The sequence below is a fragment of the Hylemonella sp. GW821-FHT10B10 genome (genome assembly GCF_059415585.1).
The window spans coordinates 39,843-60,257 of the sequence record NZ_JBWKNN010000002.1; the positions used below are offsets into that span (position 1 = coordinate 39,843).

20 protein-coding genes are annotated in these 20,415 nt (G+C 65.8%); 10 read left to right on the forward strand and 10 right to left on the reverse strand.

Features of this window, described 5'->3' with window-relative positions:
• Positions 1-7 precede the first annotated feature (7 nt).
• Entirely contained in the window at positions 8-1,531 is a 1,524-nt protein-coding gene (locus AC07NT_RS10325; RefSeq protein WP_498599113.1) for a TRAP transporter large permease, read from the forward strand.
• Between the two features lie 35 nt (positions 1,532-1,566).
• Positions 1,567-2,058, forward strand: a complete 492-nt coding sequence (locus AC07NT_RS10330) for a hypothetical protein (RefSeq protein ID WP_498599112.1) — start codon at positions 1,567-1,569, stop codon at positions 2,056-2,058.
• A 91-nt stretch (positions 2,059-2,149) separates the two neighbouring features.
• Here AC07NT_RS10330 and AC07NT_RS10335 read toward each other — a convergent pair whose 3' ends face one another.
• On the reverse strand, positions 2,150-3,229 hold the full coding sequence (locus AC07NT_RS10335) for a TRAP transporter substrate-binding protein (RefSeq protein ID WP_498599111.1): 1,080 nt from the start codon (positions 3,227-3,229) through the stop codon (positions 2,150-2,152).
• 144 nt (positions 3,230-3,373) lie between these two features.
• Positions 3,374-4,456: a TRAP transporter substrate-binding protein gene (locus AC07NT_RS10340; protein WP_498599110.1), complete on the reverse strand. Its 1,083-nt coding sequence runs from the start codon at positions 4,454-4,456 to the stop codon at positions 3,374-3,376.
• Positions 4,457-4,743: 287 nt separating this feature from the next.
• Here AC07NT_RS10340 and AC07NT_RS10345 point away from each other — a divergent pair, with 287 nt between their 5' ends.
• Both AC07NT_RS10345 and AC07NT_RS10350 read left to right on the forward strand, forming a co-directional pair.
• The gene (locus AC07NT_RS10345) at positions 4,744-5,649 is read left to right on the forward strand and encodes an adenylate/guanylate cyclase domain-containing protein (RefSeq protein WP_498599109.1); all 906 of its coding nucleotides are present in this window, start codon (positions 4,744-4,746) and stop codon (positions 5,647-5,649) included.
• Positions 5,646-7,391, forward strand: coding sequence for a serine/threonine protein kinase (locus AC07NT_RS10350; RefSeq protein ID WP_498599108.1), 1,746 nt, complete (start codon positions 5,646-5,648; stop codon positions 7,389-7,391). Before AC07NT_RS10345 ends, AC07NT_RS10350 begins: the two co-directional genes overlap by 4 nt.
• Positions 7,392-7,452: 61 nt before the next feature.
• Here AC07NT_RS10350 and dxs read toward each other — a convergent pair whose 3' ends face one another.
• The 3 genes from dxs to xseB are packed head-to-tail and all read right to left on the reverse strand — an operon-like array spanning position 7,453 to position 10,501.
• Positions 7,453-9,351, reverse strand: coding sequence for a 1-deoxy-D-xylulose-5-phosphate synthase (gene dxs, locus AC07NT_RS10355; RefSeq protein WP_498599107.1), 1,899 nt, complete (start codon positions 9,349-9,351; stop codon positions 7,453-7,455).
• Between the two features lie 11 nt (positions 9,352-9,362).
• Positions 9,363-10,274 carry a polyprenyl synthetase family protein gene (locus AC07NT_RS10360; RefSeq protein ID WP_498599106.1) on the reverse strand — a complete coding sequence of 304 codons (912 nt, stop codon included), beginning with the start codon at positions 10,272-10,274 and terminating at the stop codon, positions 9,363-9,365.
• Positions 10,259-10,501, reverse strand: coding sequence for an exodeoxyribonuclease VII small subunit (gene xseB / locus AC07NT_RS10365; RefSeq protein WP_498599105.1), 243 nt, complete (start codon positions 10,499-10,501; stop codon positions 10,259-10,261). Before xseB ends, AC07NT_RS10360 begins: the two co-directional genes overlap by 16 nt.
• Before the next feature lie 208 nt (positions 10,502-10,709).
• On the opposite strand from xseB, the gene AC07NT_RS10370 reads away from it, so the two are divergent.
• Genes AC07NT_RS10370 through AC07NT_RS10380 form a run of 3 tightly spaced genes read left to right on the forward strand, consistent with a single transcriptional unit; the run spans position 10,710 to position 13,599 of the window.
• Complete coding sequence (locus tag AC07NT_RS10370; RefSeq protein WP_498599104.1) at positions 10,710-11,831, forward strand: aromatic ring-hydroxylating oxygenase subunit alpha; 1,122 nt, start codon at positions 10,710-10,712, stop codon at positions 11,829-11,831.
• 23 nt (positions 11,832-11,854) lie between these two features.
• Positions 11,855-12,742, forward strand: coding sequence for a DMT family transporter (locus tag AC07NT_RS10375; protein WP_498599103.1), 888 nt, complete (start codon positions 11,855-11,857; stop codon positions 12,740-12,742).
• Positions 12,742-13,599 (forward strand): sulfurtransferase, encoded by an 858-nt coding sequence (locus AC07NT_RS10380; RefSeq protein WP_498599102.1) that lies wholly within the window; start codon positions 12,742-12,744, stop codon positions 13,597-13,599. Before AC07NT_RS10375 ends, AC07NT_RS10380 begins: the two co-directional genes overlap by 1 nt.
• Before the next feature lie 3 nt (positions 13,600-13,602).
• On the opposite strand, the gene AC07NT_RS10385 is transcribed toward AC07NT_RS10380, so the two are convergent.
• Positions 13,603-14,382, reverse strand: coding sequence for a MipA/OmpV family protein (locus AC07NT_RS10385; RefSeq protein WP_498599101.1), 780 nt, complete (start codon positions 14,380-14,382; stop codon positions 13,603-13,605).
• Positions 14,383-14,475: 93 nt separating this feature from the next.
• Between AC07NT_RS10385 and AC07NT_RS10390 the strand changes: the two genes are divergently transcribed.
• Positions 14,476-15,735 (forward strand): putative Na+/H+ antiporter, encoded by a 1,260-nt coding sequence (locus tag AC07NT_RS10390; RefSeq protein WP_498599100.1) that lies wholly within the window; start codon positions 14,476-14,478, stop codon positions 15,733-15,735.
• A 23-nt stretch (positions 15,736-15,758) separates the two neighbouring features.
• The gene (locus tag AC07NT_RS10395) at positions 15,759-16,184 is read left to right on the forward strand and encodes a VOC family protein (RefSeq protein WP_498599099.1); all 426 of its coding nucleotides are present in this window, start codon (positions 15,759-15,761) and stop codon (positions 16,182-16,184) included.
• Here the strand turns inward: AC07NT_RS10395 and AC07NT_RS10400 are convergent.
• From AC07NT_RS10400 to AC07NT_RS10415, 4 genes are all read right to left on the reverse strand, one after another.
• Positions 16,181-16,486 (reverse strand): hypothetical protein, encoded by a 306-nt coding sequence (locus tag AC07NT_RS10400; RefSeq protein WP_498599098.1) that lies wholly within the window; start codon positions 16,484-16,486, stop codon positions 16,181-16,183. The two genes, AC07NT_RS10395 and AC07NT_RS10400, sit on opposite strands and share 4 nt — an antisense overlap.
• Positions 16,487-16,542: 56 nt before the next feature.
• Positions 16,543-17,106, reverse strand: coding sequence for a restriction endonuclease (locus tag AC07NT_RS10405; protein WP_498599097.1), 564 nt, complete (start codon positions 17,104-17,106; stop codon positions 16,543-16,545).
• Positions 17,107-17,113: 7 nt separating this feature from the next.
• Positions 17,114-17,929: a ZIP family metal transporter gene (locus tag AC07NT_RS10410; RefSeq protein ID WP_498599096.1), complete on the reverse strand. Its 816-nt coding sequence runs from the start codon at positions 17,927-17,929 to the stop codon at positions 17,114-17,116.
• A gap of 82 nt (positions 17,930-18,011) precedes the next feature.
• Positions 18,012-18,908, reverse strand: coding sequence for a dienelactone hydrolase family protein (locus AC07NT_RS10415; RefSeq protein ID WP_498599095.1), 897 nt, complete (start codon positions 18,906-18,908; stop codon positions 18,012-18,014).
• Positions 18,909-19,015: 107 nt separating this feature from the next.
• On the opposite strand from AC07NT_RS10415, the gene dbpA reads away from it, so the two are divergent.
• Entirely contained in the window at positions 19,016-20,407 is a 1,392-nt protein-coding gene (dbpA, locus tag AC07NT_RS10420) for an ATP-dependent RNA helicase DbpA (protein WP_498599094.1), read from the forward strand.
• Positions 20,408-20,415 lie beyond the last annotated feature (8 nt).

Sequence of the window (20,415 nt, forward strand, 5' to 3'; positions counted from 1 at the left end):
TAAAAAAATGCAGATGGAAAACTTTGCGCCCATCATGTTCGCCGGCCTGGTGCTGGTGATGCTGATCGGCTTCCCCGTCGCCTTCTCGCTGGCGGCCCTGGGCCTGTTCAGTGGCTTCTTCGCCATCGAGATGGGCTGGTTCCCGGCCGAGTTCATGGCCAACCTGCCGCTCAACATGTTCGGCATCCTCAGCAACGACCTACTGCTGGCCATCCCCTTCTTCACCTTCATGGGCGCCATCCTCGAGAAGTGCGGCCTGGCGGAAGACATGCTGGACTCCATGGGCCAGCTCTTCGGCCCGGTGCGCGGCGGCCTGGGCTACTCGGTGATCATTGTGGGCTTCATCCTCGGCGCCATCACCGGCACCGTGGCCGGCCAGGTGATCGCCATGGCGCTGATCTCGCTGCCGGTGATGATCCGCTACGGCTACAACATGCGCTACGCCACCGGCGTGCTGGCCGCCTCGGGCACCATCACGCAGCTGGTGCCGCCCTCGCTGGTGCTCATCGTGCTGGCCGACCAACTGGGCAAGCCCGTGGGTGACATGTACAAGGGCGCCTGGGGCCCCTCCATCCTGCAGATCCTGATCTTCGCGGGCTACACCTTCGCGCTGAGCATGATCAAGCCGCACCATGTGCCGGGTGTGCCCAAAGAGGCGCGCACGCTCAACGGCTGGGCCCTGTGGGCCAAGTGCCTGCGCGGCATCATTCCCTCGGCCATCCTGATTTTCGCGGTGCTGGGCTCCATGGGCGGCCTGCCCGGCCTGAACACCGCCATCGCCACGCCCACCGAGGCCGGCGCCATGGGCTGCGTGGGCGCACTGATCCTGGCGGCGATGCACAAACGCCTGACCTGGCCCCTGATCTGGGACGCCATGAAGAGCACCATGCGCCTGACGGCCATGGTGGTCTTCATCCTGATCGGCTCGCGCGTCTTCTCCATGGTCTTCCAGGGCGTGGACGGCGCCAAGTGGGTCGAGCACATGCTCAGCCACCTGCCCGGCGGCCAGCTCGGCTTCCTGATCGCGGTGAACGTCTTCGTGTTCTTCCTGGCCTTCTTCCTGGACTTCTTCGAGATCGCCTTCATCATCATCCCCATGCTGGGCCCGGTGGCCGACAAGATGGGCATCGACCTGATCTGGTTCGGCGTGCTGCTGTGCGTGAACATGCAGACCAGCTTCATGCACCCGCCCTTCGGCTTCGCACTGTTCTACCTGCGCGGCATCGCCGATACCCTGTTCAAGGAAAAACGCATCGCCAAGCCCGTGCTGTCCAAGGACATCTACATGGGCTCCATCCCCTGGGTGATCATGCAGCTGCTGCTGGTGGCCATCGTGATCTTCGTGCCGCAGACCGTGACCGCCTTCCTGGACAAGCCTGAAGTCGTCGATCTGGACAAGGTCAATCTGGAAGTGGTGATCGAGCCCGGCGAGAACGGCGAAGCCGCACCCACGGCGGAAGAAGCCGCCGACGCCAGCGCGGACGAAGACCAGAAACGCCTTGAGGACATGCTCAAGGACAACAAGAAATAAGAGGGCTGGTCGCCCTGCGCGGCCAGGCTTGCCACATGAACGAAGAGCTGTTGCAAAGCCTGGGCCCGCCCCCCTTTCGCTTCACCCCAACCCAGGCCGGGCTTTCGAGCCCGGCTTTCACACGCCCCTTCAAGGCCCTGGCCACGGTCATCGTGGGCGCGGGCTCGGCCTGGCTGGCCTCACTCTGGCATGCCGGCGCGCTGGGCTCGGGCAGCAGCACGGGCCTGGTATGGCTGCTCACGGCCCTGGCCCTGATGCTCTACACCTGGTGGCACATCATGAGCAGCCGCACGCGGCTGGACGCAACGGCGCTGCACCAGACCTGGGTCTGGGACAAGAAGCTGGAGCTGCGTGAGCTGGCCTACGGCAAGCTGATCCGCGTGCGCGGGCTGGACTGGCTGATCGCGCCGCGCCTCTACGCGCGCACCCTGATGGGCAAATTCTCCGTCTTCTATGCAGCCGACCCGGTGCTGCTGACGGACTTCGAACGCCTGATCCGCGAACTGGCCGAATTCCGCAAGCTTTGAACTCCGCGGGCCGCGCGCTGTGCGGCGTTCACCGACCCTCCCCAATAAAAAAAACGCGCCGTAGCGCGGTTTTTTCTTGAGGCTGGCAGCCTTACATCTTCTGCGCTTGCATGAAGCTGTCGAAGCGGGCTTCGGTGAAGCGGAACCACTGGTTCTGGTCGCGGCGGAACACGGCGTAGTCGGCGTAGACCTTCTTCCAGTTTTCGTTCTTGGCCGACAACTCCTCGTAGAAGCCCATGGCGGCCTTGTAGGCGGCAGCCATCACATCGTTCGGGAAGGGGCGCAGCTTGGTGCCGGCACCGACGAGCTGCTTGAGCGCGATCGGGTTGCGGGCATCGTACATGGCCTGCATGGTCACGTGGGCGTGGCTGGCCGCAGCCTGCACGATGGCCTTGTTCTCGGGCGACAGGGCGTCGAAGGCCTTGTTGTTGATGTAGAAGTCCAGCTGCGGACCACCTTCCCACCAGCCGGGGTAGTAGTAGAAGGGGGCGACCTTGTTGAAGCCCAGCTTCTGGTCGTCGTAGGGACCCACCCATTCGGCGGAGTCGATGGTGCCTTTTTCCAGGGCGGAATAGATTTCACCGCCGGGGATGTTCTGCGGCACGCCACCGATCTTCTCGAGGATCTTGCCGCCGAAGCCGCCTATGCGCATCTTCAGGCCCTTGATGTCCTTGAGCGACTTGATTTCCTTGCGGTACCAGCCACCCATCTGCGCGCCGGTGTTGCCGCCGGGGAAGTGCACGATGTTGTAGTTGGCGTAGAACTCGCGCATCAGCTTCAGGCCGTTGCCTTCGTACTGCCAGGCGGTCATCTGACGGCTGTTCAGGCCGAAGGGGATGGCGCAACCCAGGGCGAAGGTCTCGTCCTTGCCGAAGAAATAGTAGGGAGCGGTGTGGGCCATTTCAATGGAGCCCTGCTGCACGCCGTCGACCACACCGAAAGCCGGCATGATTTCGCCAGCGGCGTGGACCGAGACTTCGAACTTGCCGCCGGACATGGCCTTGACGGACTTGGCGAACACTTCAGCGGCGCCGAAGATGGTGTCCAGGGCCTTGGGGAAGCTCGAAGCCAGACGCCAGCGGATGGCGGCCTGGGCATGCACCGCGGGAGCGACACCAGCGGCCAGCACGCCGGCGATACCGGCCTGTTTGATAAGGGAACGACGGTCCATGAATGTCTCCTTGTATGGAACTGAGATGGGCCGATTCTAGGAAGCACCCACTAGCACAGGCATAGGGAGTTACCCCCGTACGCACTTCTACGCAAAAAAGAAACGGGCCCGCAGGCCCGCTTCTTGTGCGCATTGTCGTGCGACTTACAGTTTGGCGGAGGCCATGAAGCCGTCGTAGCGGAACTCCGAGAACCGCGCCCACAGGATCTGGTCGCGCTGGAAGGTGCGCATGTCCTGGTGGATCTTCTGGAACTCGGGCGACTTGGCCTCGTGCTCGGCGAAGACTTCCATGGCCGCCTTGTAGCCGGCGTCCATGATCTCCTTGGAGAAAGGCTTGAGCTGGGTCTTGGCCGCGACCAGGCGCTTGAGAGCGGCCGGGTTCCTGGCGTCGTACTTGGCGGTCATGTCGCGCGCGGCCACGGCAGCAGCGGCATCGACGATGGCCTGGTTCTCGGCAGACAGGGCCGCATAAGCCTTCTTGTTGATATAGAACTCGAGCTCGGCGCCGCCTTCCCACCAGCCGGGGTAGTAGTAGAAGGGGGCCACCTTGTTGAAGCCCAGCTTCTCGTCGTCGTAGGGACCGACGAACTCGGTGGCGTCCAGCGTGCCCTTCTCGAGCGCCTGGTAGACCTCACCGGCAGGCATGTTCTGCGCCACCACGCCGAGCTTGGCCATGGTTTCACCGAACAGGCCACCGCCCATGCGCATCTTCAGACCCTTGAGGTCCTTGACGGTCTTGATCTCCTTGCGGTACCAGCCGCCCATCTGCGTGCCGGTGTTGCCGGCGCTGGCGCTCTTGATGTTGTATTGGTCCAGGAAGGCGTCCATGAGCTTGCGGCCGTTGCCATGCTCCATCCAGGCGTCCATCTGGCGCGCAGTCAGGCCAAAAGGCACAGCGCAACCGAAGGCGAAGATGGGGCTCTTGCCGGTGAAGTAGTAGGGCGCGGTCTGCGCCATCTCGATGGTGTTGCCCTGCAGGGCGTCCACCACGCCGAAGGCCGGCATCAGTTCGCCTGCGGCGTGCACGGAGACTTCGAACTTGCCGCCCGACAGGGCCTTGACGGTTTGCGAGAACTTCTCGGCGCTGCCGAAGATGGTGTCGAGCGACTTGGGGAAACTCGAGGCGAGGCGCCAGCGCACGGCGGCCTGGGCGTGGACAGCGGGGGCGACACCGGCGGCCAGCACACCGGCGATACCGGCCTGCTTGATGAGGGAACGACGATCCATGTTCTTGACTCCAGTTCAGTGATGCAGATTTCCCTGCACCTTGCGTGCAGGGAAGCCCCCTAGTGTATGCCCCCGGGCCCGGGGAAACCCTAGGTAATAGCCGCAAACCCCTGCGGATCGGAGCCGGCCCGCCACCAGGAGACCAGGGGGTCGCCCAGGCTTTTCAGGTACCATTCCTCGAAGATGGGGCATCAGCGCGGCCGACGGTTGAGTGATGGCCCCTGCTGGCCTGTTCACACCGATTTCCCAAGACAGTGTGGGCAGACCCCAACCAACCCGGGCGTTTGATGGCCACCGTCGTTTTTGCTGATCTTGTAGGCAGCACCAGTCTTTTCGAGCGACTGGGAGATGAAGCAGCCTCCCGGTTCGTCACCCAACTGGTGAGCACGCTCAGCGAGATCTTCGGGCAACACCATGGCCGTGTGGTCAAGGTGCTCGGCGACGGTCTCTTCGTCGTCTTCCAGCACGAAGGCGAGGCCCTGGCAGCCTGCATCCAGGTGCAGAACCACCTGCTGGAAAAACAGATCCGGCCTGGTGGCAGCGGCGCCCCCGTGGAACTGCAGATCGGCATCGACAGCGGCGAGGTCGTCGAGATCGAAGGCGACTGTTTCGGCGACACGGTCAACTCCGCCGCGCGCCTGGCCGACCTGGCCGGCGCCTCGCAGATCCTCACGACCGAAAGCGTCTGGAACGCCATTTTCCCGGTGCAACGCGCCGCGCTGCGCAGCATGGGCCCCATGTACCTGCGCGGCAAGACCGAATCCAGCCATGTCTACCGCGTCGAATGGCAGGAAGGCCGAGACGGCGAAGCCACCATGATCGGACGCTCCACGGTTGCGCCCCGGCGCGAGGAGTACCTGGAGCTGGCCTTCGGGGACAAGCGGCTGCGACTGGATGCCAAGGCCGGCAAGATATCCCTGGGGCGTGCGGCCGACGCGGCGCTGCATGTGAACGACCCCCGGGTCTCGCGCCTGCACGCGACGCTGGAGTGGCGCGGCGGCCAGTTTCTACTGACCGACGCCTCCAGCTTCGGCACCTGGGTCTACCTGGGCAACCAGAACGAAGCCCTGGAGCTGCGGCGCACCGAATGCTATCTGGTGGGCAGTGGCCAGATCGTGCTGGGCTGTGCCCGGGAAGAGGAAGACGCCCCGTCGATCACGTTCTCGGTCAAGACCCTGGGCCCCAAGCCATGAACCAGAAAACACTGGGGCGCTACGAACTGGTCCGGGTCCTGGGCAAGGGGGCCATGGGCCTGGTCTACGAGGGACGCGACCCCAACCTGGACCGGCGGGTGGCCATCAAGACCATCAAGGTCGAGAACCTGACCAGCGAAGAGGCGGCCGAATACGAAATCCGCTTCCGCACCGAAGCGCGTTCCGCCGCGCGGCTGCAGCATCCCAACATCGTCAGCGTCTACGATTCCGACCGCGACGGCGACATCGCCTACCTGGTCATGGAATTCATCCAGGGCGAGGACCTCAAGCATCACCTGGACCAGGGGGTGCGCTACACCCTGCAACAGGCTGCCAGCATCATGAGCGATCTGCTCTCGGCGCTGGACTATGCGCACCAGCAGAACATCGTGCACCGCGACATCAAGCCGGCCAACCTGCTGATCGAAGCCAGCGGCCGCATCAAGCTCACGGACTTTGGTGTCGCCCGCATCCAGGATTCGGGCGAGGCCACCCGCACCAAAGGCACCATGGTGGGCACGCTCAAGTACATGTCGCCGGAGCAACTGCGCGGCCTGCCCATCGATTCGCGCTCCGACCTCTTCTCGGCGGGCATCGTGCTCTACCAGCTGCTCACCGGGACCCGTCCCTTCGACGGCACGGGTGACTATGAGATCATCCAGAAGATCGTCTCGGAGGAAGCGGCGGCGCCCTCGACCATCAACCCTCAACTGCCGCCGGCCATCGACCAGCTCGTCGCGCGCGCGCTGAGCAAATCCCGGGACGAACGCTACCCGACCGCTCACGAATTCAACACCGCGCTGCAGGTCGCCACCGGTTCGGCGGCCGACACCACCATCACACCGCCCAAGGCGCCCCCACGTTCGGGTGAAAGCTCCACCTGGACCTCCACCGTGATCAAGGGCGAGTCCCTGGTCAGCACCAGTTCGGGCAGCATGTCGGGCCTGCCCGGCTCCACCGTGACGCAGGAGGTGGAACTGGTCTACTGGAAGGAGATCAAGGACTCGGTCGACGTCGATGAGTTCCAGGATTTCCTGCTCAAGTTTCCCTCCGGCATCTATGCCGACCTGGCGCGCCGGCGTATCAAGCGCCTGAGCCATCCCGGGGGTGGACACAGCGGCTCCCAGTCCGGCATCGGCACCAGCACCCGGCTGGCAGAGATCGTGTCGACGGACCTGGAAACGGACAAGGACACCGACGGGCCGACGACAAAAATATCCGCGTCAGCTGCGGGCCACGCGGATGCAGAGGATCCCGACGCCACACGCAAGCTGGCGCCGCGCGCAACGGCACATCTGCAGGAAGCCGTCACCACCAGGCAGGATGAAGCCCCCTTCGATGAGCGCAGTGTGGCCGCACCGGCCCGTGGCAAGCGTGGCTGGATTCTGGGAGGCGTCGCTGCGGCGGTACTGGCAGCAACCGCAGTCGGTTACCTCGGCCTGTCTCGCACAGTGGTGCCGCCCCCCGAACCCGCGGCCCTGGTCAAGGACACGACGCCCGCGGGCAAGACCACAGTGCAGACCCCGCGCCCCGGCGACAACCCGAAGACCTCGGGCAAGGCCGCAACGGGCACCCCGGCCAGCGGCGGTGCTCAGGATCCGAGCAAGGAATGCCAGGGGCGCATCCTGCTCGGTTACCTCAACTGCATGAAAGAGCAGTGCGACAAGCCCCGCTACGCGCGACACCCCAGCTGTGTGGAGCGACGTGAGATGGAGCAGCGCAACCGGCAGACCGCCCAGTGAACCCTGTCGGGGTCGGTCCGCCGTCGAGCAAGCCCGCCCACGACCAGCCGCCCCAGGGACTTCAGCCCACGACCTTGAGTGCGGGCTTGGCCTGGGCCGTCAGCGCCGGGTAGCGCCGTTCGATCGAGGCCTGGATGCCGGCGGCGTCGAGGCCCTGCAGGGCCAGCAGCTTGGCCGGGTCGCCGTGTTCGATGAAGACGTCGGGCAGGCCCAGTTGCAGGATCGGCTTGAGCACACCCGCCGCCTGCAAGGCTTCACCCACCGCGCTGCCGGCACCACCCATGATGGCGCCCTCCTCGACCGTGACCAGGGCCTCGTGCGTCGCGGCCACCTTGAGCAGCAACTCCACGTCGAGCGGCTTGGCCCAGCGCATGTTCACCACCGTGGCACCGAGCTTCTCGGCTGCAGCCAGGGCGGGATACAGCAGCGTACCGAAGGCCAGGATCGCAATGCCCTTGCCTTCGCGACGCACCTCGCCCTTGCCATAGGGCAGGGATTCCAGACCTGGCAGAGGTGCCACGCCCGCACCGGCACCGCGCGGATAGCGCACGGCCACGGGATGGTCCTGCTCGAAAGCGGTGGACAGCAACTGACGGCTTTCGCGCTCGTCGGCCGGACAGGCCACGGCCAGGTTGGGAATGCAGCGCAGGTAGGCGATGTCGTAATTGCCCGCGTGGGTGGCGCCGTCGGCACCGACCAGGCCCGCGCGGTCCAGCGCGAAGACCACGGGCAGTTTCTGCAGGGCCACGTCATGGATCAGCTGGTCGTAGCCGCGTTGCAGGAAGGTGGAGTAGATGGCCACGACAGGCTTCAGCCCTTCGCAGGCCAGGCCGGCGGCAAAGGTGACGGCATGCTGCTCGGCGATGCCTACGTCGTAGTAACGCAGGGGAAAGCGCTGGTGGAACTCCACCATGCCCGAACCTTCGCGCATGGCCGGCGTGATGCCCACCAGGCGCTCGTCCTGTTCGGCCATGTCGCACAGCCAGTGGCCGAAGACCTGCGTGAAGGTCTGCTTCGGGGGCGTGGCGGGCTTGACCAGGCCCACGGCCGGGTCGAACTTGCCAGGGCCGTGGTAGGCCACGGGGTCGGCCTCGGCCAGCTTGTAGCCTTGGCCTTTTTTTGTGACCACATGCAGGAACTGCGGCCCCTGCAGGTGCTTGATGTTTTCCAGCGTGGGGATCAGGGACTCGAGGTCGTGCCCGTCGATGGGGCCGATGTAGTTGAAGCCGAATTTCTCGAACAGCGTGGCTGGCACCACCATGCCCTTGGCGTGCTCCTCGAAGCGCTTGGCCAGCTCGAACAGGGGCGGCGCCCCCTTGAGCACCTGCTTGCCCACCTGCTTGGCGGCCGCATAGAAACGCCCGCTCATGAGCTGCGCAAGGTAGCGGTTGAGCGCGCCCACGGGCGGGCTGATGGACATGTCGTTGTCGTTGAGGATGACCAGCAGCTTGCAGTCTTCGACACCGCCGTGGTTGAGCGCCTCGAAGGCCATGCCGGCCGTCATCGCGCCGTCGCCGATCACGGCGATGGCGTGGCGGTCCTCGCCCTTCTGGCGTGCGGCCAGGGCCATACCCAGGGCGGCGGAAATGGAGGTGCTGCTGTGCGCCGTACCGAAGGCGTCGTATTCGCTCTCGCTGCGTTGCGGAAAACCGCTGATGCCACCGAGTTGGCGCAGCGTGTCCATGCGTTCACGCCGGCCCGTCAGGATCTTGTGCGGGTAGGTCTGGTGGCCCACGTCCCAGATCACACGGTCATACGGTGTGTTGAAGACCTGGTGCAGCGCCACGGTGAGTTCCACGGTGCCCAGGTTGGAGCTCAGATGGCCCCCCGTCCTGGAAACGCTCTCCAGCACATAGGCACGCAGCTCGTCGGCCAGGGTGCGCAGGTCGGCACGCGAGAGCTTGCGCAGGTCGGCCGGGTCGTTGATCGTCTGCAGCAGGGGATAGGTAGCGGAAGTCATGCTCAACTCGTTCAGTTCGCGCGGTTCACGACCATGTCGGCCAGGGCGCGCAGGGCACGCGTATCGGCCAGGCCGCTGGTCTCCAGCGCCTGCAATGCCTGGGCATACAACTCCTGCGCATAGCTGTGCGAACGCTCCAGCCCCAGCAGGGACACATAGGTGGGCTTGTCCTGCTCGGCGTCCTTGCCGGCCGTCTTGCCCAGGGTGGCGGAATCGGCCGTGACATCGAGGATGTCGTCGACGACCTGGAAGGCCAGACCGATGGCGGCGCCGTAATCGGACAGGGCCTGGCGCTCGCCAGCGCTCAGCTCACCGCAGGTCGCCCCCATGAGCACACTGCCCTGCAGCAGGGCGCCGGTCTTGAGGCGGTGCATCTGGCGCAATTCGTTTTCATCAAGCTTCAGTCCGACGCTGGCCAGGTCGATGGCCTGGCCGCCGGCCATGCCCGCGCTGCCGGCCGCTTGCGCGAGCAGGCGGCACAAACGCGCCTGCATGGCCTCGGGCACGCCGTCATCGACGGGGGTGAGCAGCTCGAAGGCCAGGGCCTGCAGCGCATCACCGGCCAGCAGGGCCCCGGCCTCGCCGTATTTCACATGCACCGTGGGCTTGCCCCGGCGCAGCACGTCGTTGTCCATGCAGGGCATGTCGTCGTGCACCAGGGAATAGGCGTGGATCAATTCCACCGCGCAGGCCGCGCGCAGGGCGGCGCATTCGTTGCCGCCCACGGCCTCGCTGGCCGCCAGCACCAGCAGGGGGCGCAGGCGCTTGCCGCCATCGAGCACCGAATAACGCATGGCCTCGCCCAGGCCGGCCGGCGCATCGGCCGCTACCCAGGCTTCCAGCGCGCGCTCCACGCGCGCCAGCCGTTCCGCACTCCAGGCGCGCAACTCGAAATCCTTCTTGACGTTCACTCGGGTGTCCATGTCTTGAGGGCGCCTTCATCCAGCACCTTGATCTGGTCTTCCACGGCGGTGAGCTGCTCACGGCAGTACTTGAGCAGTTCGGCTCCACGCTGGTACCCGGTGAGCAGTTGCGCCAGCGGCAGCTCGCCGGACTCCAGCTGGCTGACCAACTGTTCGAGTTCCTGCACGGCCGCCTCGTAGCTGGCAGGCGTGCCGGCGGGAGCGGTGGAGGGGGTGGCCTTGGGCATGGGGAGTCCGGAGTGCAAACCCTGCATTTTAGGCGCAGGGCGGGCCTGTGCGGGCAGCGGGCGGCCTTCCGTTTTCAGTTGCAGCCAGCCCCCGGGGTACAATCCTTTGCTCACCTGTGGCTTGGGATGCTCTCCCGGGCCTTTTTCATGTCCTCCAGGCGCCTCTGGGCGTACCCTCCCTGTGGGGAGTCTTTAGGTCAGGTCACCCATGTCTGATTTAAGTCTTCAACTGCAGCAGGCGCACAGCCAACTACCAGTTTCCAGCTACTTCGACGCAGCGCTGTTCCAGCGCGAGATGGCGCAGATCTTCCAGCGCGGCCCGCGTTACATGGGCCACGCCGCCAGCGTCCCCGAAGTGGGTGACTACCACGCTCTTCCCCAGGAAAAGGAAGGGCGGGCCCTGGTGCGCACGCCCTCCGGCGTGGAACTCATCTCCAACGTCTGCCGGCATCGCCAGGCCGTGATGCTCAAGGGCCGCGGCTCGCTGAACCAGACCCAGCCCGGCAGCGCCGGCGGCAACATCGTCTGCCCCCTGCACCGCTGGACCTACTCTTCCCAGGGCCAGCTCATCGGCGCGCCGCATTTCGCGCAGGACCCCTGCCTGAACCTGAACAACTACAAGCTGCGCGAGTGGAACGGCCTGCTGTTCGAGGACAACGGTCGCAACATCGAGGCCGACCTGGCCGGCATGGGCCCGCGCGCGCAGCTCGACTTCACCGGCTTCACGCTGGACCGCGTGGAATTGCACGAGTGCAACTACAACTGGAAGACCTTCATCGAGGTCTATCTGGAGGACTACCACGTGGGCCCCTTCCACCCGGGCCTGGGCCACTTCGTAACCTGCGAAGACCTGAGCTGGGAGTTCAAGGACAACTACTCGGTGCAGACCGTGGGCGTTTCGGAAGCCTTCGAGCGTCCGGGCTCACCCGTCTACCAGCGCTGGCACGATGCCCTGCTGAAATACCGCAACGGCCAGAAGCCCGAGCGCGGCGCAATCTGGCTGACCTACTACCCGCACATCATGGTCGAGTGGTACCCGCACGTGCTGACCGTCTCTACCCTGCACCCGATCAGCCCGAACAAGACGCTGAACATGGTGGAGTTCTACTACCCCGAAGAGATCACCGCCTTCGAACGCGAGTTCGTCGAAGCCCAGCAGGCCGCCTACATGGAAACCTGCATCGAGGACGACGAGATCGCCGAGCGCATGGACGCCGGCCGCAAGGCCCTGTTCGAGCGGGGCGACAACGAGGTTGGCCCCTACCAGAGCCCCATGGAAGATGGCATGCAGCATTTCCATGAGTGGTATCGCCGGCAGATGAGCCTGTAAGCCCACCTTGAATCGAGATTGACATGCAAGCCCTCTGGATGGTCCTCGGGGCCTTCTTCTTCGCCACCATGGGCGTGGCGGTTAAATACGCCTCCGCCTCCTTCAGCACTTTCGAGCTGGTCTTCTACCGCGGCCTGATCAGCATCGTCTTCCTGGGCCTGATCCTGCGCAGCCGTGGCATCAAGCTGGGCACCAGCGTGCCTTATATGCACATCTGGCGCAGCATCATCGGAGCGGCCTCGCTGACGGCCTGGTTCTATGCCATCGCCTACCTGCCTCTGGCCACGGCCATGACGCTGAACTACATGAGCGGCATCTGGGTCTCGGCCTTCATCGTGGGTGGCGCCATCCTCTACGGCAAGACCGAGCGCCAGGGCCCTTTGCTGACCACTGTGCTGCTGGGTTTTGCGGGGGTGGTGCTCACACTGCGCCCCACCATCGACCACAACCAGCTCTTTGCCGGCGTGATCGGCCTGCTCTCGGGCATGAGCGCCTCACTGGCCTATATGCAGGTCACGGCACTGGCCCGTTCGGGCGAGCCCGAAGGCCGCACCGTCTTCTACTTTGCCGTAGGCACGGCGGTCACCGGTCTGGCCGGCATCCTGTGGACCGGCTTCACCCCCTGGAACCAGATCGACTGGCACGCAGCCATCTGGCTGCTGCCCATCGGCATCCTGGCTTCGCTGGGCCAGTGGTGCATGACCCGTGCCTACAGCCGAGGTCATACCCTGGTCGTCGCCAGCCTGCAGTACTCGGGCATCGTCTTTGCCGCCTTCTACAGCCTGATCCTCTTCGGCGACAAGATTCCGCTTTACGGCTGGCTGGGCATTGCGCTCATCGTCGCCAGCGGCGTGGCCGCCACCTTCCTGCGCGAACGCGCCATTCCCAATACTCCCGCCGAGGAACACTGATGTACACGACCCTGATCGGCGCCGAGCAGCTCAAACATCTGGTGCACGACCACAAACCCCTGATGGTGTTCGACTGCAGCTTCGAATTGATGAAACCCGCCGAGGGTGACGCCCAGTACGAACGCCTGCGCATTGCCGGTGCGGTGCGCGCCGACCTGGACCGGCACCTGAGCGCCAAAGACAAGACCCAGGCCGTCAATGGTGGCCGCCACCCCCTGCCGAGGCCCGAGATCTTTGCGGCCTGGCTGGCCCGCATGGGTTTTGCCAGCGACATGCAGGCCGTCGTCTACGACCGCCAGGGCGCGAACTACTGCGGCCGCCTCTGGTGGATGCTCAAGTGGATAGGGCATGAGAACGTGGCCGTGCTCGACGGCGGCCTGCAGGCCTGGGAGGCCGTCAACGGCCCCGTGGCCACCGGCCCGGACCTGCCGCGTGTGCCCAGCAACTTCAAGGCCGGCGCGCCGCGCACCCGGCTGGCCACGACCGAAGACGTACTCAAGCACCTGGAACTGCCCGACCAGACCCTGATCGACGCCCGCGCCCCGGCACGTTTTCGCGGCGAGGTCGAGCCGCTGGACCCGGTGGCCGGCCACATTCCCGGCGCGCTGAACCGCCCCTTTGCCGAGAACCTGGGGCCCGATGGCAAGTTCAAGTCGGCCGAACAGCTCAAGACCGAGTTCACGGCCCTGCTGGGAGACCGTCGCCCGTCCACCGTGGTGCACCACTGCGGCAGCGGGGTGAGCGCCGTGCCCAATCTGCTGGCCATGGAAATCGCGGGCCTGGGCCGTGGCGCGCTCTACGCCGGCAGCTGGAGCGAATGGTGCGGCGAAGCGGCGCGCCCGGTCGCGCGCGGTTAGGCCTTAAAAGGCATAGGCCACGCCCACCACGCCACCCAGGCTGCTGGCGCGGCGCGTCAGCACGCTGTCACGCGCCTCACCCATCAGTTGCTGAAAACTCAGCGCGCTGAAGACCGAGGTCTCGCGGCTGATCCGGTGAGTAAGTGCCAGGCTGGCATGGGCGTTGCGCCACCCCGCACCGGGGTTGGACACGGCATAACCGCTGGTGGACGACTGCGCTGCCGTGACACCGAAGAAGTCCTGCATGTAGTCGGCATTCACCCAGCTCAGCCCCAGGCCCAGGCCCAGGCGGGTCTGCGCCCCCAGCGGCGTGGACCATCCCGTACCCAGGTCCACCACCAGACCGTGGCGCTGCGTGCCCGCGCCGTAGCGTAGCGAGGAGGTGAAGGCGAAACCCGGAGCCCAGAAACGGTTGTAGAAGACGCCGATCTCCGGCCGGCCTTCGATGTCGCCCATGCCCTGCAGGGCTTCGGAACCGCCCGCATCACGGCCGAAGTCATAGGTCAGGCGCGCACCGTACTGTTGCGCACGGTCCGACGAGGCGTTGTAGCCCACGCCGCTGCCGCCCCCCGCGAACCAGCCGTTGCTCCACTGGTAGTCGATCACGGGCACCAGCCGATCGCGCCGCTCTTCCGAACCGCGGTACTGTGAACCGGAAGTGACTGCTGCGCCTATGCGCCCGCCGTCCTGTCCCGGCGGCAGCGGCGCGAGCCGGACCGCATCGAAACTCTGGGCGTGGGCCCCGGCGCCGGCCAGACTCAGCGACAGGAACAGGGGAGGCAAAGGGGAACGCGAGCAGCTGGGCATAAGACGTGTGAAATGAGCAAAACGCCGTGGAGCTTAACCGCAAGGCCTATTCCGGGGTATCGTCGGGTCATGAGTCCCCCGACCATCATCCAGATTCTCGCTGCCGTGCTGTTCGCACTGGCCATCGTCCACACCTTCTCGACCAAGCTGTTCGAACATCTGGCGCATACCCAGCCGCGCCATGCGGGCCTGTGGCATCTGCTCGGCGAAGTGGAGGTGGTGTTCGGCTTCTGGGCCATGGTGCTGGTGGTCTGCATGTTCGCGCTCAGCGGCAAGCAGGAGACCACGGCCTATCTGGACAGCCGCAACTACACCGAACCCCTGTTCGTCTTCGTGATCATGGTGATCGCCGGCACCCGCGCCGTGCTGCAATGCGCGGGCGCGCTAGTGCGCTGGCTGGCGCAGCGGCTTCCGCTGCAGCGCGGCGTGGCGCTGTACTTCCTGCTGCTGGCCCTGGTGCCCCTGCTGGGTTCCTTCATCACCGAACCCGCCGCCATGACCCTGGCCGCCTTGATGTTGCGCGACACGCTGTTTGCCCGGGCGGTTTCGCGCCGCCTGCAGTACGCCACCGTGGGCGTGCTCTTCGTCAACATCTCCATCGGCGGCACGCTCACGCCCTTTGCCGCGCCCCCGGTGCTGATGGTGGCCGCCCCCTGGAACTGGGACCTGGCTTTCATGGCCTCGACCTTCGGTTGGAAGGCAGCCATCGCGGTACTCGTGAACGCCGCTCTGGTCACGCTGCTGTTCCGCAAGGAGTTGGGCGCCGTGGAACAGGTCGCTGACAGCCAGGGCCCCGCCGTACCCTGGACCGTGGTGCTGGTGCACCTGCTCTTCCTGCTGGCGGTCGTGCTGTTTGCGCACTACCCGCCGGTGTTCCTGGGCCTGTTCCTCTTTTTCATGGGTTTCGCCCACGCCTACGAACGGCACCAGGACCGTCTGATCCTGCGTGAGGCCCTGCTGGTGGCCTTTTTCCTGGCGGGCCTGGTGGTACTGGGTGGCCTGCAGCAGTGGTGGCTGCAACCGGTGCTCATGGGCATGGACGCCACGGCCGTGTTCTACGGGGCCATGGGGCTGACCGCCATCACCGACAATGCGGCCCTGACCTACCTGGGCTCACTGGTGCAAGGGCTGAGCGACGAGTTCAAGGTGGCTCTGGTGGCCGGTGCGGTCACCGGCGGCGGCCTGACGGTGATCGCCAATGCACCCAACCCTGCGGGCGTTTCCATCCTGCGCGGCAAGTTCGAAGACAACACGATCAACCCGCTGGGCCTGCTGCTGGGCGCGCTGCCACCCACCCTGGTGGCGGTGCTGGCTTTCCGCCTGCTTTGAAGCTGCGGCGCTAGACTGCGGACATGAAGCCGCGTATCACCGTCATCACCCTGGGCGTCGAGGACCTGGAACGCGCGCTGCGTTTCTACCGCGATGGCCTGGGTTTTGCCACCGAGGGCATCATCGGCACCGAGTTCGAGCACGGGGCCGTGGTTTTCATCGACCTGCAGCACGGACTCAAGCTGGCCCTGTGGCCGCGCAGCAGCCTGGCGCGGGACAGCGGCCTGCCTCTCACCCCGCCCTGCCCCACCGGGCTCTCGCTGGGGCACAACGTGGCCTCACGTAGCGAGGTGGATGCGGTAATGAAGCGGGCAGCGCAGGCCGGCGCGGCCATCGTCAAGCCCGCTCAGGTCACCTTCTGGGGTGGTTACGCCGGTTATTTCCAGGACCCGGACCAGCACCTGTGGGAAGTGGTGTGGAACCCGGCGTTGGAGAACGCTTCGGGCTAACGCCCCAAGCGGTCCGAGGCTGGGCCGTCGACCTGGCGCGATTCAACGTCGATCACGTCTACGTCCTGCGAGGACTGCCCCGCTCCCGGGCGGTAAAAGCGTTGCCATTGCGCACGGCGCAGGAGGGTGAAGACCAGGGGCTGCACGGGCCGGCCTGTGAGCCGGGCCCAGAGCGCGCGCAGGCCCCAGAAGATCAACAGCAGCAGACCCGCCGCCAGCAGGCTGAGCAGGAACACCAGGCCCATGAGCGCCAGCACGATGCGCAGCAACAGGCCCAAAATCGTCTTGAGAATGGAAGTCATGGTCGTCTGTCGCAAATGGGTGTGATCACCGGGCTTGCAAGAGCCTGTGTATTTCTTTACTTCACCAGCAGCAGCGCCAGGTCCTGCCCGCACACCAGCTGCAGGCCCTGCGCCCGGGCATAGGGCTCAGCCGCATCCGAGACAGGGCTCAGGCTCAGGTACACGCCACGCGCACCCTGCTTCTCGCAAGCCGCCTGCAGCAGACGCAAGGCCTCCACACCATGGGTGGCTGCCTTCCAGCGGCGGCAGCTCAGCAGGCTGGCCTGGTCCTGACGTTCGATACGGAAATCCGCTGCCTCGCCTTCCAGGCGCGTGACCGTATAGCCCTGTTGCGTGTAGACCTGCTGCACCCAGGCCGAGAAGTCACGCCAGTTCATGGCCGCGGCGCTCGCCAGCGCGGCGTCGAGCCGGGCTGCGCCCGGTGCACGCCACTGGCGCCAGGCCGCGACAGCCGCCACGACCAGGAAGGGAAAGGTGCCCAGCGTCACCACCATCGCGTACTCGCGCGACAGCAGGGCAAACGCGACCGTGGACATGAGCAGGGAGATCAGCAGGCTGACCCACCAGGGCGAGCGCAGCAGCACCGCGAAGAGCGAGCGCTCGTTCATCTTGAATTTCATGCGAGCCTCAGTGTGCGTGCGCCAGCGCGCTGGCCACGGTGACCAGCAGGATGCCCGCGAACAGCCAGGCGATCTGGGCCAGAGTCTCGGACAGGCTCAGGCGCTTCTGCAACTGGGGGATCAAATCCGCCAGGGCCACGTAGATGAAGCTGCTGGCCGCCACCACCAGGAAGTAGGTCAGGTAGTCGCGCAGCAGGTCCACCAGCCAGTAGCCCACCAGGCCGCCCAGGGCGGTGATGGCGCCGGCCAGCGTGACCTTGAGCAGCGCCGCCTGACGCGTGCCGCTGCTCTTGCGCAGCACCATGAGATCGCCCATATGGTGCGGCACCTCGTGTGCCAGCACGGCCAGCGCTGCGATCACGCCCAGGCGCAGATCGGCCATGAAGGCCGAGGCGATCAGGATGCCGTCGCCAAAGCAGTGCACGCTGTCACCGGCCAGCACGGTCCAGCCGCCAGCCATGCGCTCCGGTGCATGGCCGTGGTCATGGTGGTGACCGTGGTGGTGCGCGTGAGCATGGTCATGCGCATCGGCCGCCTCGTCGTGGTGGTGCTCATGCCCGTGGTGCCAGAGCTCGGCCTTGTCGAGCAGGAAGAAGAAGACCACACCGACCAGCAAGGTGAGGAACAGCGCCTGCGGTTCGAGACCGCTCTCGAAGGCTTCGGGCAGCAGGTGCAGAAAGGCCGTGCCCAGCAGGGCACCGGCCGCCAGGCTGAGCATGTGCTGGGTGTAGCGTGCCAACACGCCGAAGCTCAGGGCCGCGGCCAGCCAGACGCTGCCGATGCCGGCCGCCAGCGTGCCGAGAAGGATCGCAAGAAGAGTCATGTTCCGATTCTCGCAGACGTGTCAAGGAGCCCCGGAACACGCAAGAAAAGGGCCGCGCGTGAACGGCCCCTGCAAGTGAGTGCTATACGCCGTGCTGCTTGAGCCATGCCAGACAGCGCTTCCAGCCATCGTCGGCAGCCTCCTTGCGGTAGCTGGGGCGGTAGTCGGCGTGGAAGGCGTGGGGCGCGTCCTTGTAGACCACGAACTGCGAGGCCCGGGCAGCGGCATTGCCTGCGGCCAGGGCGGTCTTCATCTTCTCCACGTCGGCCAGCGGGATGCCGGTGTCGGCCTCGCCGTAGAGGCCCAGCACGGGGCCGTTGATGACGCCCGCGATGTCGATCGGGTTCTTCGGCGTCAGATCATTCTGGTTGCCGGTGATACGCCCGTACCAGGCCACACCGGCCTTGATGGACTTGCTGTGCGCGGCGTAGAGCCAGGTCTGGCGGCCGCCCCAGCAAAAGCCCGTGACGCCCACACGTGCCAGGTCACCCCCGTTGGCGCCGGCCCAGGCCACGGTGGCGTCGAGGTCACCCAGCACCTGGGCATCGGGCACCTTGGAGACCACCTCGGCGATCAGCTTGGCGATCTCGCCGTAACTCTGCGCATCGCCCTGGCGCACAAAGAGCTCGGGGGCAATGGCCAGGTAGCCGGCACGCGCGAAGCGGTTGGCCACGTCGGCAATGTGCTCGTGCACACCGAAGACCTCGGACAGCACCAGCACCACGGGCAGGTTCCTGCCGCCGGCTGGCATGGCGCGGTAGGCCGGCATCTTGTAGCCCTTCACATCGATGGTGACCTCGCCCACGGTCAGGCCGTCCGTCGGGGTCTTGATCGCGGTCTGCGCCATGATGGGCATGACGGAAGCGGCATATCCCACGCCCAGCGCGGTCTTGAGAGCGGTGCGGCGCGTGGCGCCCGCCTCCGTGCTCTGGCCCGGCAGCAGGGCCTTGAATTCAGTTTCCAGATCGCGGTTCATCATCAGGGACTCCTCGTGTCGGTTTTCGGAAGGTCGTAGTCTAGGGGGCCCGCCGCTTCATTGCACAGGGCTTGTGCAATCCCCCACGCAGCGAAGCCCGATAATCGGGCATGTCCACGCCCAACGCCTTCAGCACCCTGCCCCTGAGCCCCGCCATGCTGGAGAACCTGCAACAGCTGGGTTACAGCGCGATGACCCCGATCCAGGCCGCCAGTCTGCCCCTGGCACTGATGGGCAAAGACCTGATCGCCCAGGCCCAGACCGGCAGCGGCAAGACCGCCGCCTTTGCCCTGGTGGTGCTGACCAACCTGAACCCGCGCCGTTTTGCCGTGCAGTCCCTGGTGCTGTGCCCCACGCGTGAGCTGGCCGACCAGGTGACCGTGGAGCTGCGGCGCCTGGCGCGCGCGCAGGACAACATCAAGATCGTCACCCTCTGCGGCGGCGTGCCACTGCGCATGCAGAGCGCCAGTCTGGAGCACGGCGCCCACATCGTGGTGGGCACGCCGGGGCGCATCATGGACCACCTGCAGCGCGGCACCCTGGACCTGACCGCCCTCAACACCCTGGTGCTGGACGAAGCCGACCGCATGCTGGACATGGGTTTCTTCGACGACATCGCCACCGTGGCCAAGCAGTGCCCGAAGGAGCGGCAGACCCTGCTGTTCTCGGCCACCTACCCCGAAGGCATCGCCAAGATCGCGACCCAGTTCCTGCGCGATCCGCAGCAGGTCAAGGTGGAAACGAAGCAGAGTGCCCCCAAGATTGAGCAACGCTTCTACGAGGTGACGCGTGCGAATCGCCTGCAGGCCGTGGCGCAGCTGCTGCTGCACTTCCGCCCGGTCAGCACCCTGGCCTTCTGCAACACCAAACAGCGCTGCAAGGAACTGGTGACCCTGCTGCAAGACCAGGGCATCAGCGCGCTGGCGCTGTACGGCGAGCTGGAGCAGCGCGAACGCGATCAGGTGCTGGCCCAGTTTGCCAACCGCAGCTGCTCCGTGCTGGTGGCCACCGACGTGGCCTCACGCGGGCTGGACATCACACAACTCGAAGCCGTGATCAATGTGGACATCTCGCCCGACCCCGAAGTGCACGTGCACCGCATCGGCCGCACCGGCCGCGCGGGTGAATCCGGTCTGGCCCTGAGTCTGGCCAGCATGGACGAGATGGGGGCGGTGGGCAAGATCGAGCAGTACCAGACGCAGGAATCCGTCTGGCACAAGCTGGACGAACTGAAACCCGCGAGCAAGGAACCTTTGCTGCCCCCCATGACGACCCTGCAGATCCTCGGCGGCCGCAAGGAAAAGATCCGTCCCGGTGACGTGCTGGGCGCGCTGACCGGCGAGGCCGGCTACACCCGCGAACAGATCGGCAAGATCAATGTCACCGAGTTCTGCACCTTCGTGGCCGTGGAGCGCAGCATCGCGAGTGAAGCCGTGGCCCGGCTCAATGCCGGCAAGGTCAAGGGCAAGAGCGTGAAGGCCCGACTGGTCGGCGCGGACTGAAGCGGCCG

Bases quoted from the DNA above. Each gene is read 5' to 3' on its own strand.
- AC07NT_RS10325 (WP_498599113.1), top strand. From the start codon at position 8: ATGCAGATGGAAAACTTTGCGCCCATCATGTTCGCCGGCCTGGTGCTG.
- AC07NT_RS10330 (WP_498599112.1), top strand. From the start codon at position 1,567: ATGAACGAAGAGCTGTTGCAAAGCCTGGGCCCGCCCCCCTTTCGCTTC.
- AC07NT_RS10335 (WP_498599111.1), bottom strand. From the start codon at position 3,229: ATGGACCGTCGTTCCCTTATCAAACAGGCCGGTATCGCCGGCGTGCTG.
- AC07NT_RS10340 (WP_498599110.1), bottom strand. From the start codon at position 4,456: ATGGATCGTCGTTCCCTCATCAAGCAGGCCGGTATCGCCGGTGTGCTG.
- AC07NT_RS10345 (WP_498599109.1), top strand. From the start codon at position 4,744: ATGGCCACCGTCGTTTTTGCTGATCTTGTAGGCAGCACCAGTCTTTTC.
- AC07NT_RS10350 (WP_498599108.1), top strand. From the start codon at position 5,646: ATGAACCAGAAAACACTGGGGCGCTACGAACTGGTCCGGGTCCTGGGC.
- dxs (WP_498599107.1), bottom strand. From the start codon at position 9,351: ATGACTTCCGCTACCTATCCCCTGCTGCAGACGATCAACGACCCGGCC.
- AC07NT_RS10360 (WP_498599106.1), bottom strand. From the start codon at position 10,274: ATGGACACCCGAGTGAACGTCAAGAAGGATTTCGAGTTGCGCGCCTGG.
- xseB (WP_498599105.1), bottom strand. From the start codon at position 10,501: ATGCCCAAGGCCACCCCCTCCACCGCTCCCGCCGGCACGCCTGCCAGC.
- AC07NT_RS10370 (WP_498599104.1), top strand. From the start codon at position 10,710: ATGTCTGATTTAAGTCTTCAACTGCAGCAGGCGCACAGCCAACTACCA.
- AC07NT_RS10375 (WP_498599103.1), top strand. From the start codon at position 11,855: ATGCAAGCCCTCTGGATGGTCCTCGGGGCCTTCTTCTTCGCCACCATG.
- AC07NT_RS10380 (WP_498599102.1), top strand. From the start codon at position 12,742: ATGTACACGACCCTGATCGGCGCCGAGCAGCTCAAACATCTGGTGCAC.
- AC07NT_RS10390 (WP_498599100.1), top strand. From the start codon at position 14,476: ATGAGTCCCCCGACCATCATCCAGATTCTCGCTGCCGTGCTGTTCGCA.
- AC07NT_RS10395 (WP_498599099.1), top strand. From the start codon at position 15,759: ATGAAGCCGCGTATCACCGTCATCACCCTGGGCGTCGAGGACCTGGAA.
- AC07NT_RS10400 (WP_498599098.1), bottom strand. From the start codon at position 16,486: ATGACTTCCATTCTCAAGACGATTTTGGGCCTGTTGCTGCGCATCGTG.
- AC07NT_RS10405 (WP_498599097.1), bottom strand. From the start codon at position 17,106: ATGAAATTCAAGATGAACGAGCGCTCGCTCTTCGCGGTGCTGCTGCGC.
- AC07NT_RS10410 (WP_498599096.1), bottom strand. From the start codon at position 17,929: ATGACTCTTCTTGCGATCCTTCTCGGCACGCTGGCGGCCGGCATCGGC.
- AC07NT_RS10415 (WP_498599095.1), bottom strand. From the start codon at position 18,908: ATGATGAACCGCGATCTGGAAACTGAATTCAAGGCCCTGCTGCCGGGC.
- dbpA (WP_498599094.1), top strand. From the start codon at position 19,016: ATGTCCACGCCCAACGCCTTCAGCACCCTGCCCCTGAGCCCCGCCATG.